Consider the following 11,191-nt stretch of genomic DNA (forward strand, 5'->3'; position numbering starts at 1 on the left):
TCCTCTACAACGCGGTGCTGATCTTCGGCTTCGCGCAGGCGGCCTGGTTCGCGCTGGCGCGCGGCCTGCCGCCCATCGCCTCGACGCTGAGCGTGATGCTGATCCCGGTGCTGGGCGTGTTCAGCGGCGCGCTGTGGCTGGGCGAGGTGCTGCACTGGCAGGACTGGGCGTCCGTGCTGCTGATGATGGTGGCCATCGCGGCGGTGCTGGCGCCCGCCCGGGGCGCGCCGGCGCCGGCCGGCTGAGCGCGCCGCCCATGACCTTGGGGGTCATCGACGCGCTGCCGCTGCCGCGCGACAGTCGGTGCAACGTCAACAACCCCGAAGGAGAACAGCATCATGGGCACCGGCTTCGACATCCTCCCCCTGGCCGTCGCGCTGCTGATCGGCATGAGCGCGGTGGGCTCGTGCATCGGCATCGCCCTCCTGGGCAGCAAGCTGATCGAGGGCTCGGCCCGCCAGCCGGACCTGATGCAGGAACTGCAGGGCAAGTTCTTCCTGGCCGCCGGCGTGACGGACGGCGCCTTCATCATCGCCACCGGCGTGGGCCTGTGGTTCGCGACGGCCAGCCCGTTCAAGTGACGATGACGGACGACCGCGCGCCGGCCGGCGCGAGATCGGTGACGCGCAGCATGCCCTCCTGCGCGGCGGAGGCCACCAGGCGGCCATCGCGCGTGTAGACCCGGCCGAAGCACAGGCCGCGCGCGCCGCTGGCGCTGGGCGAATCCACCACGTACAGCAGCCAGTCGTCGAAGCGGAAGTCGCGGTGGAACCACATGGCGTGGTCGAGGCTGGCGGCGCGCACATGGCCGGCCAGGAAGCTCAGGCCGTGGCGCACGGCGGCGGCGCGCAGCAGGCCGTGGTCGGAAGCGTAGGCCAGCAGGGCGCGGTGCACGACCGGGTCGTCCGGCAGCGGGGCGACGGCGCGCATCCAGATGGCACAGCCGCCCTCGCGCGGCGCGGGGGCGAGCAGGTCGTCCTGTTCCACCGTGCGGTACTCGATGCCGTGCGGCACCGTGGCCTTCACGCGGAAGGGCTCGGGCAGGCGGTCGCCGGCCTCCACGCGGCGTTCCAGCTCGCTGGGCAGGCCCTCGGGGCCGGCCACGGCGGGCATCGGCTCCTGATGCTCCACGCCCGGGTCGCGCGTCTGGAAGGAGGCGGCCATCTCGAAGATGATCCGGCCGTTCTGCCGCGCCAGCACGTGGCGGGTGGTGAAGCTGCGGCCGTCGCGCACGCGGTCCACGCTGTAGTCGATGGGCGCGTGCTCGCCCGGCAGCAGGAAGTAGGCGTGCATCGAGTGCACCGGCCGCTGCGGCTCCACGGTGAGGCTGGCGGCCATCAGCGCCTGGCCCAGCACCTGGCCGCCGAAGACGTTGGGCGTGCCGATGTCCTCGCTCCGCCCTCGGAAGCGGTCCTCGCCGGCGGGCGCGAGGCGCATCAGGGCGACGAGGTCGTCGACGAGGCAGGCGGTGGTGGGGGCGTCGGTCATCGGTGCGGCGGATTCGGGGAAACCCTGGAACATAGCAAAGGTGGTGCCGGCGCGCTGTCACGCACTCGCTCAGGAAGCGCCGGGCCACCCCGGGTTTTCTTGCCCCCTCGAGGGGGCGGGCTGGGCGCAGTCCGGCCCTTTGGGGGCACGCAGAACGCGCCTGCTTGGGCACAATGCCGCACTCCACCGCGGCCGTGCCTGCCGGGCGCGCCGTCCCTTCGGCCCTTCCTTCCTGCCCATCATGCAGACACCTTGCTCCTCGCCTTCCCTGTCCGTCCTGGCCCTGGCGGCGGCCGGCGCCGTCTTCCTGGCCGGCTGCGGCTCCACCTCCGGCGGCGGTACCGCCGGCACCCCGGCAGCGGCCCCCGCGCCCGCCGCCAGCGCGCCCCCGGCACCGCCCGCACCGCCGCCGACGCCCGGCTACGCCGAGGTGGCGGGCGCCTTCGAGGGCAGCAGCCTGGCCCAAGTGCGCCAGCAACTGGTGGGCAGCACCGTGGCGCTGGACCTGCAGCGCCCGGCCAACCGCAGGGCGCCGGCCAACACCTGGGTCTCGGCCGAAGGCGACGCGGTGAGCTTCCGCTGCCTGGCCACGGACAGGGGCTTCCGCGGCGGCGCCGTCACCACCGAGGTGCGCGCCGTACGCGTGGCCGGCAAGCAGCGCACCGTGGACCTGGCGCGCTGCGCGGCAGCCGCCGAAGCAGCGCCCGCCGCAGCGGCTGCACCGGCCGCAGCGCCTGCAGCCGCACCTGCGGCGGCCGCCGCCGGCGCGGGCACAGTGGGCGCCGGCAAGCCGGGCATGGACGCGCGCGGCAACGTGGTGGATTCATCGAAGGTCGAGGCCGGCAGCGGCCGCACCGTGAAGGGCCTGAACGACTACGAGGGCGAGATCACCGGCAACCCCGCGCCGGGCAGCAAGTTCGCCAAGCTGCAGATCGGCATGTCGGCCTTCCAGGTCACCAGCCAGATCGGCCCGCCGAGCGACCAGGGCGCCTACATCACCGGCAAGGCCTGGATCCCCTTCTACTTCGGCTCCGACCGCCACCGCTTCGAGATGGTCTACAAGGGCCAGGGGCGGCTGATCTTCGCCGGCGGCAGCGTGGGTGACTTCAGCAACGGCTACCTGATCTGGATCATCCACAACGCGAACGAGCCGGGGACGCGCTGAAGGGGAGGGCCGCTTCAAGCGGATCGTCGCCGTGTCAGGGCGCACCGCCTTCCGGTGTGAACTGAACGGCAATCTCCGGCGCCAGCCCGAGGGTCGCTTTTGCGCTGGGGCGGCGGAAGGTTCCGGCGGCCGCTTTGCGCACGCGCAATGCGGCGAGCACTTCGGCCTGCTTGACCGCTGCGGCCATCTGGTCGACCACCGGCACCGGAATGCGGTGCTTGACCTTGCTGGCGAGGCCTGCGAGGGGAGCACCGGCCAGGATGACCACGTCGGCCTCGCTCTCGTGCACGGCCGCGTTGGCGAGCTTGACCAGCAGTTCCTCCTTCTCGTCCTGCACATCCGCCACGGACGCGAAGGCGCCATCGAGCATGTGGATGCCCGCCAGCCGCCCTGTCAGGCCATGGGATTCGACGCACTCCTGATACCAGGGGCCCAGCGCCTGCGCGAAGGTCACGATGGCAAAGCGCCGGCCCAGCATGCAGGCTGTGAGCATGGCGGCCTCGGCCATGCCGACGACAGGAATGTCGAAGAGCTCCCGCGCGGCAAACAGGCCGGGGTCGCCGAATGCCGCAATCACCGCCGCGTCCACATGCTTGTGCTGCCGAGCCAGCATCTCCAGAGCGATCGCGCCACCGATCTGCGCTTCGGCCCGCGTGGCGATGTAGGGAAAGCCGCGTGGTGCCGTCATGGACACCAACTCCGTTCCGGATGCCGCAACGGCCTGCGCCGCCCCCATCAGCCGGTCGGTGATGCCCTGGGTCGTGTTGGGATTGAGGATCAGGATCCGCATGGCCGTGCTCGTGGTTCCGTGGTGAATGCGATCGTCGCGACGAGGGGAAAAGCTAGCCGCGCGCCGTGAGCGGGCGCAACGCGGCTTCGAAAAGCTCTGCCGCGGCCAGAAGCAGGTGGTCGCGCCCCCGGGCCGCCACGACCTGCAAACCCACAGGCAGCGCATCGCGGCCCAAGCCGCACGGAATGGAAATCGCCGGCACCATCGCATGGTTCATGAATGGCGTAAAGACGGCATGCGCACGCGGCTCGACGGACTGCCCTTCGATGATCCGGGGGCCTGGCCGGTCGTTGGGCCACGCCACGCACGGCGTGGTGGGACACACCAGCAAGTCGTGGTGCTGCAGGAAGTCGCCGAGCGTCAACGCAATGCGCAAGCCGGCCTCGCGAGCGCGGGCGACGTCGGCGCCACGCCACTTCAGTCCACGCTCGATCTGGCGGGCGATGTCCGGATCGAAGACATCCGGATCGCGCCGCCAGTCGCTCTCGAACAGGCTTGCGAGGCCGACGTGTTGAAGCGGCATCAGGGCCTCTTCACTGGCGCCCTGGGGCCAGGGGGGGTCCGCGCGCTCGATCGGCAGGCCCACACCGCGCAGCCGCTCCACGGCGGCCTCCATGCACGCCGACACGTCCGGGTCCACGGGCACATCCAGCCCCAGGCGCGGGCTGAAGGCGATGCGCAGCCGGCGCACATCGGCATCGGCGGCGGGTTGCAGCTCGATGGTCTGCGGGTCGCGCACGTCCACGCCTGCCATGGCGTCGAACATGAGGCGGGCGTCGGCCACGGTGCGGGCGATGGGCGCCAGGGTCTGCAGGCCGATGAAGGCATGCGCGAAGCCGAACGGATCGGCGATGGCGCCGAAGGAGGGCTTGAATCCCACCACGCCCACATGCGACGGCGGGCGGCGGCTGGAGCCGCCTCCGTCCGTGCCCAGGGCCAGCGGCGCCAGGCCGGCGGCCACCGCAGCCGCGCAACCTCCGGAGGAGCCGCCGGGCGTCAGCGACAGGTCTTGCGGATGCCGGGTCAGGCCATAGACGCGGTTGGTCGTCAAACCCTTGCAGGCGAACTCGGAACTGTTGGCCATGCCCACGATCAACGCGCCGGCCCGGCGAAGCCGCTCCACGGCCAAGGCATCGCGCGGCGCCACGAAGTCCGCAAACAGGCGCGAGCCCTGCGTCACGCGCTGCCCTGCCACCCAGATCACGTCCTTGACCAGGACGGGAACGCCGGCCAAGGGCAGAGGTTCCCGGGCGGCCAGGCGGCGCCGCAAGTGTTCGAGTTGCGCCGGCAGGTCGGCGGGTGGGTCGCCCACCACCGCATTGATCTCGGGGTTGCGCTCGTGCATGCGCTGCTGGAAGGCCCGAAGCACGTCGGCCGGGTCCAGGCGGCCGTCGCGGCAGGCGGCAGCGATCTGCCTCGCGTCGAGCAGTTCAGGGAGCATGGCGCTTGCTGGCTTCCCGCGCATTCGCGGCTTCGGGGCGAACGATCCGGCCCAGGGCGTCGGGCCGGTCGCCCACATAGTTGCCGGCGGGCGCCGTGTCCCGCACCTTGGGCCGTGCCATCTCGGGGCGGCCGCACGGCAGGAACATGCCGTCGCCCGGCCGTCCCTGCACCTGGCCGTCATCCCAGACCCGGCGGCCACGGACGAACGTGCTCACCGGCCAGCCGGTGACCTGCAGGCCTTCGTAGGGCGTGTAGTCCACTGCGTGGTGCAGCATGCCGTTGGCAATGGTCACCTGGCGGTCCGGATCCCAGATGGCGATGTCGGCGTCGGCGCCGATGGAAATGGCGCCCTTGCGCGGCGCCAGGCCGTAGAGCTTGGCGGGGTTGGTGGACGTCAATGCCACGAACTGGTTGAGCGTGATGCGGCCGGTGCGAACGCCTTCGGAGAACAGCAAGGGCAGCCGCGTCTCCAACCCGGGGATGCCGTTGGGGATGTACTGGAAGTTCACTTCGCGGCCGCCCGGCTTCTTTCCCTGCGGGTCGTCGAAGCGGAAGGGCGCATGGTCGGATGAGACGATGGTGAACAGGCCGTCCGCCAGGGCGTCCCACACCACACGCTGGTTGGCCCGGTCGCGCGGCGGCGGGCTGCATACGCATTTGGCTCCTTCGTATCCTTCGTCCAGATGGCTGGAGGTCAGCAGGAGGTATTGCGGACAGGTCTCCGCATAGATGCGCAGGCCGTGCGCGTGCGCCCACCGGATCTGGTCGATGGCTTCGCGGCCCGACACGTGCACGATCAGGATCGGTACGTCCACGACCTCGGACAGCGCGATGGCCCGGTGCGTGGCCTCGCGCTCGACAGCCATCGGCCGGGCATGCGCGTGGTATTTGGGCGCCACCTGGCCGGCCTCTTCCAGCGCCTCGGTCAGCCAGGCGATGCAGTCGGCATTCTCCGCATGAACCATGGCCAGGGCGCCGTGCCTTCGCGCCACCGCGAGCAGGCTCAGGATCTGCCGGTCGTCGAGCCGCATGTCCTCGTAGGTCATGTAGATCTTGAAGGAGGTGTAGCCCGCCTCGATGAGCGCGGGGAGCTCGTCCTTCAGGACCGCGGGCGTCGGATCGGTGACGATCATGTGGAAGGCATAGTCCACGAAGGACTTGCCCTCGGCGCGGCGGTGGTAGTCCTCGACCGCGGCGCGCAGCGACTGGCCCTTTTCCTGCGCTGCGAACGGGATGACGGTCGTGGTGCCGCCGCACGCGGCGGAGCGCGTGCCGGTGAGGAAGTCGTCCGCCATGCGCAGCCCATCGCCCATGGGCTGGTCCAGGTGGCAATGGGCATCGATGCCGCCGGGCAGCACCAGACGGCCGCGCGCGTCGATCTCCTCGCGGCCCGGCGAAAGCGCCTGGCCCAGCGCCACGATGCGCCCGTCCCGGATGCCGACGTCGGCCTGCATGGTGTCGCTGGCGGTGGCCACGGTGCCGTTGCGGATCACGGTGTCGAATGTGCTCATGCCGCTCCTCCCTGGGCGCACCGGCGGATCAACGGCCGGCATCCTTCAGATCGATATGGGCCGTCTCGCGTGCCGCGAAGGCGGCAACGGCGATCAGCGCGCTCACGATGGCCAGGTAGATGGCGACCGGCGTCAGGCTGTCGAAACGCGCCACCAGCCCGGTGGCGATCAGCGGGGCCAGGGCGCCGCCGAACACGCCGGCGAATTGGAAGCCCAGCGACGCACCGGTCACCCGAACCCGGGTGGCGAACAGCTCGGGCAGGAACGAAGCGAGCGGCGAGAACATGAACGACACCAGCACCATCCCGACGAAGGATGCCGTCATGATGGCCGTGGGGCTGCCGCTTTGCACCATCTGCATGAACACGAAGGCCCAGATCGCTCCGCCGATGCCGCCGATCATCAGCGTGGGACGGCGGCCGATGCGGTCGGCCAGCCAGCCGGCCACCGGGATGAACAGGATCTGGGCCACCGCGCCGAACAGCACTGCATTGAGGGCAATGCTCTTGGGCAGCCCCATCTTGGCCGGCACGTAATACAGCAGGAACAGGGTGAAGATGTAGAAGGCAATGTCGCCGCCCAGGCGCGCGAAGAAGGCAATGGCCAGCTGCGGCTTGTAGTGGCGCAGCACTTCCATGATGGGCGCGTGTTCCTCCCGGCCCTTGGCCTCCTTCTCGAACACCTGGGATTCCTGCACTTTCATGCGGATGTACAGGCCCACGCCAACCAGCACGGCGCTGAGCAGGAAGGGCACGCGCCAGCCCCAGCTCAGGAAGGCTTCTTCGGACACCTGCCAGGTCACCAGGGCGAACACGCCGTTGGCCAGCAGCAGACCGATGGGCGCAGCGATCTGCACCACCGCGCCGAGAAGGCCCCGGCGCTTGCCCGAGGGGTCGAGCTCGTTGACCATGATGGCCGCGCCGCCCCATTCGCCGCCCAGCGCAAGGCCTTGCACGATGCGCAGCAGCACCAGCAGCACCGGCGCGAGCATGCCCACCTGCGTGAAAGTGGGCAGGCATCCGATCAGGAAGGTCGCCAGGCCCATCATGAGCAAGGTGATGAACAGGATCGACTTGCGCCCCAGCTTGTCGCCGAAGTGGCCGAAGACCGCGGCGCCCAGCGGGCGGGCCACGAAGGCCACGCCATAGCTGGCCAGCGAAAGCAGCGTGGCCACCAACGGCTCGCTTTGCGGAAAAAACAGCTTGGGAAAAACGAGTGCCGCCGCCGCCCCGTAGATGAAGTGGTCGTAGAACTCCAGCGTCGTGCCCGCCAGGCTGGCGGCCGCGACGCGACGGGTGGACGAAGGGCCAGCGGCCCGATCGGTGCTGGCATTCAAGGGCATGGACGCTTGCATGGGCAGTTCTCCGCATGAGGGGTGGTGCCGCGTCTGGCGCGGTACGGGCGGAAGATAGAAGACATCCGCCATACAAGCAAGAGATATTTTGTATTTCGGTAGCAATGTATTTGTATGGTGCACTCTTTCTAGTAGAAACCCCTATCCTGCGCATCAACGGTGCGTCGATGGCCGGTTCTGGTGCAGGACATCACACCTTTTCCTGAGATTGGCCGCGCAGCCGCCATACAATTTCAATCCAAGTGATGTGCAAGGAATTCTGACGATGGGCAACGCAACCGCAAAGAGTCCCGAAGACGCCGACGCGATCGCCAGCGTGGAAGACATCAGCGAACGCATCCTGGGCGCGATCTGGGAGCACCGCTTGCCGCCCGGGACGAAACTGGTCGAAGAGAAGCTGGCTGCCGTCTTCAAGGTCAGCCGCACGAAGATCCGGCTGGCCCTGGCCCGCCTGTCACATGACAGCATCCTGACCGTTGAGCCCAACCGCGGCACGTTCGTTTCGAGCCCCTCGGTGCCCCAGGCCCGTCAGGTGTTCGACGCCCGGCGCGTGGTCGAGTCCGCGCTGATCCATCAGGTGGCAGGCCAGCTCGGCCGCGAGCAGCTCGCGCGTCTGCGCAAGAACATCGCGTTGGAAGCGGATGCGCGGGAGCGCGATGACCGGCGCGCCAGTATCCGGCTGTCAGGGCAGTTCCACGTGCTGCTGGCGCAGGCCGCGAACAACGCATTCCTCGAGAAGTACATGCGGGAGCTGTGTTCGCTCACCTGCCTGGTGATCGCCCTCTACGACGCACCCGGCACGCCGGCATGCCCATTTCATGAGCACGACGGCATCGTCGATGCGCTGGAGGCAGGCGATGCAGGCAAGGCGGCATCGCTGATGGTGGAACACCTGAACCACGTGGAGAAGACCCTGCGCCTCGAGATGCCGCAAGACGGCGAGATCGATCTGGAGGCCGTGTTCAGCTGAAGCCCCGCGGGGGCAAGCGACGTGCGCCCGGGGAAATCCAGGCAGCGCATCGGGCGCTGCCCGGGTCAGCGCGCCGCGTCGTCCAGGTCGGCGCCGTCCGTGCGCAGCACGGCCTGCAGCGCGGGCACATCCACCCCGGCGAAGCGGCCGCCGTCGCCCAGGCGCGCGGCGGCGGTGCCGGCCGCCTGCCCCATCGCGAAGCAGGCACCGCTGGCGCGCGCAGCGGACTGGCCCTCGTGCGTCATGCTGGCGCAGCGGCCGGCCACCAGCAGGTTGTCCACGCCCTGCGGCACCAGCATGCGCCAGGGCAGCTGGTTGAAGGCGTTGCCGGCATCGCGCGGGAAGGCCCAGTCGACGCGGCCCTCGGCGTGCAGCTCCATCGGCCAGGCGTTCAGGCCGATGGCGTCGCCGAAGCGCGCCGACGAGAGGATGTCCTCGCCCGCCAGCGCGTACAGGCCCTGGATGCGCCGTGTCTCGCGGATGCCCACCTGCGGCGCGATCTCGACGATGGCCGCCTCTGCGAAACCCGGGATCTCGGCCTTGAGGAAACGGAAGAACTCGGCGATCTGGCGCCGGCCTTCCAGTTCGCCTGCGCTCAGCTCGCGCGCGTCGACGCCGTTCATCGCCTTGCCCTCGGCATTGCGGATCTGGGTGACGTTGACGCGCCATTCGCGCGGGTCGATGTTGGGTCGCAGGATGGCGCCCTCGCGCGCGAAGCGGTAGGCGCCGGGCTTGGCGGCCTTGACCTTCTCGATCCAGTCGTTGATGGCCTTGAACTCGCCCACCGCCTCCAGCGCCGGCGCGGCATCGACCTGGCCGACGCGGAACATGGTGGTGGGAAAGAGGCCGCTGCCGTGGCCGTCGCCCACTTCGAAGGGCACGCCGGCGAAGGCAGCCACGTCGGCATCGCCGCTGGCATCGACGAAGGCGCGCGCGCGGATCGCCTGGCGGCCGGACTTGGTTTCCACCACCAGCGCGGCGATGCGCGGCCCTTCCATCAGCACGGCCGCGGCCCAGGCGTGGAACAGCAGCTCGACGCCCGCCGCCTCCAGCATCTGGTCGGCGGCGCACTTGTAGACGGAGGTGTCGTAGGAGCGCACGCGGATGCGCCCGCCCATGCCGTCCTGCGGCTTGTTGAGGCCGCCCATCGCGTCGATGCGTGCCAGCAGCTCGTCGGCCACGCCGCGCACCAGCAGCTGCATCTCGCCGCCGCGCCGGCCGTACAGGCCCGCGAAGTTGGTCACGCCGCCGGCGGTGCCCATGCCGCCGAGGAAGCCGTAGCGCTCCACCATCAGCGTGCGCGCGCCGTGGCGCGCCGCGCTCACCGCCGCGGCGATGCCGGCGGGGCCGCCGCCGACCACCACCAGGTCGTACTCGCCGAAGACCGGCAGCGCGCGCGCCGCCTCGTGCATCGTTGCCGTTGCTGCCGTCACTGGAGCTTGATGCCTCGCGTCTGGATGATCTTCTTCATGATCGCCGCCTCGTCCTGCACGCGCAGGCGCATGCCCTCGGGCGAGGTGCCCACCGGCTGCCAGCCGCGGTCGAACAGGCTCTGGCGCACCTCGGGCATCTTCATGACCTGCGCCACCGCCTCGGTGATGCGCGCGCTTGCCGCCGGCGAGAGGCTGGCGGGGCCCAGCAGCGCGGTCCACACCTCCAGGTTGAGGTCGCGCACGCCCATGTCGGCCAGCGGCGCGTAGTCGGGCGCCAGCGTGCTGCGGCCGCTGGTCAGGCCGACGGCCTTGAGCTTGCCGGCCTTGGCCTGCGGGATGGCGATGCCGGGCGGCACCAGCGCCATCTGCACCTGGCCGCCCACCATGGCGGTCACCACCTGCGGGTTGCCCTGGTAGGGCACGTGCTGCGCCTGCAGGCCGGGGATGCGGCTCTTGAGCAGTTCCATGCCCAGGTGGCCGACCGAGCCGACGCCCACCGAGCCGTAGTTCCACTTGTCGCCCGAGGCCTTGGCGGCGGCGACGAAGTCCTTGCCGCCGGGGATGTCGTTGGAGGCCACCAGCACCAGCGGCGCGGTGGCGATGAGCGAGAGGTAGGTGAAGTCCTTCGCCGGGTCGTACGGCAGCTTGGGGTAGAGCATCTTCGACGACGTGAGGTTGCCGTTGATGACGATGCCCAGCGTGTGGTCGTCGGTGGCCTTGGCCACGATGTCGGCGGCGATGTTGCCGGAGGCGCCGGGCTTGTTGTCCACCACCACCGGCTGGCCCAGCACCTTGGCCAGCGGTTCGGCGATGGAGCGCGCGGCGATGTCGGGCGTGGAGCCGCCGGGGAAGCCCACCAGCAGCCGGATCGGCTTGGTGGGCCAGGCGGTGCCCTGGGCCTGCGCGGGCAGCGCGGCGCAGGCGAGTGCCGCTGCGGCGGCCAGGAGGACGTGGCGTTTGTTCAGGGATGCAGGCATGGCGGAGGTGCGCGTGAAAGCGCGTCTTGAGTGACGAAATGTACGAGTCTACGACCCGAC

Annotated in this window: 11 protein-coding genes; 4 read left to right on the top strand and 7 right to left on the bottom strand. The window is 70.1% G+C overall.

The window, feature by feature from the left end; genetic code table 11:
• Positions 1-245 (top strand): EamA family transporter (locus ACIY1X_RS18335; RefSeq protein WP_399683205.1); only part of this gene is annotated, 245 nt, incomplete at its 5' end.
• A 93-nt stretch (positions 246-338) separates the two neighbouring features.
• A complete protein-coding gene (gene atpE / locus ACIY1X_RS18340; RefSeq protein ID WP_038200389.1) occupies positions 339-581 on the top strand; it encodes a F0F1 ATP synthase subunit C in 243 nt (80 codons plus the stop codon).
• Here the strand turns inward: atpE and ACIY1X_RS18345 are convergent.
• Entirely contained in the window at positions 574-1,488 is a 915-nt protein-coding gene (locus tag ACIY1X_RS18345; RefSeq protein ID WP_399683208.1) for an acyl-CoA thioesterase, read from the bottom strand. The two genes, atpE and ACIY1X_RS18345, sit on opposite strands and share 8 nt — an antisense overlap.
• Positions 1,489-1,729: 241 nt before the next feature.
• On the opposite strand from ACIY1X_RS18345, the gene ACIY1X_RS18350 reads away from it, so the two are divergent.
• Positions 1,730-2,653: a hypothetical protein gene (locus tag ACIY1X_RS18350; RefSeq protein ID WP_399683211.1), complete on the top strand. Its 924-nt coding sequence runs from the start codon at positions 1,730-1,732 to the stop codon at positions 2,651-2,653.
• 34 nt (positions 2,654-2,687) lie between these two features.
• Here ACIY1X_RS18350 and ACIY1X_RS18355 read toward each other — a convergent pair whose 3' ends face one another.
• Genes ACIY1X_RS18355 through ACIY1X_RS18370 form a run of 4 tightly spaced genes read right to left on the bottom strand, consistent with a single transcriptional unit; the run spans position 2,688 to position 7,739 of the window.
• Positions 2,688-3,443 (bottom strand): aspartate/glutamate racemase family protein, encoded by a 756-nt coding sequence (locus ACIY1X_RS18355; protein WP_399683214.1) that lies wholly within the window; start codon positions 3,441-3,443, stop codon positions 2,688-2,690.
• 52 nt (positions 3,444-3,495) lie between these two features.
• The gene (locus ACIY1X_RS18360; RefSeq protein ID WP_399683217.1) at positions 3,496-4,884 is read right to left on the bottom strand and encodes an amidase; all 1,389 of its coding nucleotides are present in this window, start codon (positions 4,882-4,884) and stop codon (positions 3,496-3,498) included.
• On the bottom strand, positions 4,874-6,397 hold the full coding sequence (gene hydA, locus ACIY1X_RS18365) for a dihydropyrimidinase (RefSeq protein WP_399683219.1): 1,524 nt from the start codon (positions 6,395-6,397) through the stop codon (positions 4,874-4,876). Before hydA ends, ACIY1X_RS18360 begins: the two co-directional genes overlap by 11 nt.
• 28 nt (positions 6,398-6,425) lie before the next feature.
• A complete protein-coding gene (locus tag ACIY1X_RS18370) occupies positions 6,426-7,739 on the bottom strand; it encodes an MFS transporter (RefSeq protein WP_399683221.1) in 1,314 nt (437 codons plus the stop codon).
• Positions 7,740-8,016: 277 nt separating this feature from the next.
• Between ACIY1X_RS18370 and ACIY1X_RS18375 the strand changes: the two genes are divergently transcribed.
• Complete coding sequence (locus ACIY1X_RS18375; RefSeq protein WP_038200393.1) at positions 8,017-8,721, top strand: GntR family transcriptional regulator; 705 nt, start codon at positions 8,017-8,019, stop codon at positions 8,719-8,721.
• 65 nt (positions 8,722-8,786) lie between these two features.
• Here ACIY1X_RS18375 and ACIY1X_RS18380 read toward each other — a convergent pair whose 3' ends face one another.
• Positions 8,787-10,133 carry an FAD-dependent oxidoreductase gene (locus tag ACIY1X_RS18380; protein WP_399683225.1) on the bottom strand — a complete coding sequence of 449 codons (1,347 nt, stop codon included), beginning with the start codon at positions 10,131-10,133 and terminating at the stop codon, positions 8,787-8,789.
• A 17-nt stretch (positions 10,134-10,150) separates the two neighbouring features.
• Entirely contained in the window at positions 10,151-11,131 is a 981-nt protein-coding gene (locus tag ACIY1X_RS18385; protein WP_038200395.1) for a tripartite tricarboxylate transporter substrate binding protein, read from the bottom strand.
• Positions 11,132-11,191: the final 60 nt, after the last annotated feature.

The sequence above is a fragment of the Xenophilus sp. genome, from assembly GCF_044462705.1.
Classification (GTDB): Bacteria; Pseudomonadota; Gammaproteobacteria; order Burkholderiales; family Burkholderiaceae_C; genus Xenophilus; species Xenophilus azovorans.

Excerpts from the sequence above, each read along its gene's own strand:
- ACIY1X_RS18370 (WP_399683221.1), bottom strand. The coding sequence starts at position 7,739 with ATGCCCTTGAATGCCAGCACCGATCGGGCCGCTGGCCCTTCGTCCACC.
- ACIY1X_RS18355 (WP_399683214.1), bottom strand. The coding sequence starts at position 3,443 with ATGCGGATCCTGATCCTCAATCCCAACACGACCCAGGGCATCACCGAC.
- ACIY1X_RS18385 (WP_038200395.1), bottom strand. The coding sequence starts at position 11,131 with ATGCCTGCATCCCTGAACAAACGCCACGTCCTCCTGGCCGCCGCAGCG.
- hydA (WP_399683219.1), bottom strand. The coding sequence starts at position 6,397 with ATGAGCACATTCGACACCGTGATCCGCAACGGCACCGTGGCCACCGCC.
- ACIY1X_RS18375 (WP_038200393.1), top strand. The coding sequence starts at position 8,017 with ATGGGCAACGCAACCGCAAAGAGTCCCGAAGACGCCGACGCGATCGCC.
- ACIY1X_RS18360 (WP_399683217.1), bottom strand. The coding sequence starts at position 4,884 with ATGCTCCCTGAACTGCTCGACGCGAGGCAGATCGCTGCCGCCTGCCGC.
- ACIY1X_RS18380 (WP_399683225.1), bottom strand. The coding sequence starts at position 10,133 with ATGCACGAGGCGGCGCGCGCGCTGCCGGTCTTCGGCGAGTACGACCTG.
- ACIY1X_RS18345 (WP_399683208.1), bottom strand. The coding sequence starts at position 1,488 with ATGACCGACGCCCCCACCACCGCCTGCCTCGTCGACGACCTCGTCGCC.
- ACIY1X_RS18350 (WP_399683211.1), top strand. The coding sequence starts at position 1,730 with ATGCAGACACCTTGCTCCTCGCCTTCCCTGTCCGTCCTGGCCCTGGCG.
- atpE (WP_038200389.1), top strand. The coding sequence starts at position 339 with ATGGGCACCGGCTTCGACATCCTCCCCCTGGCCGTCGCGCTGCTGATC.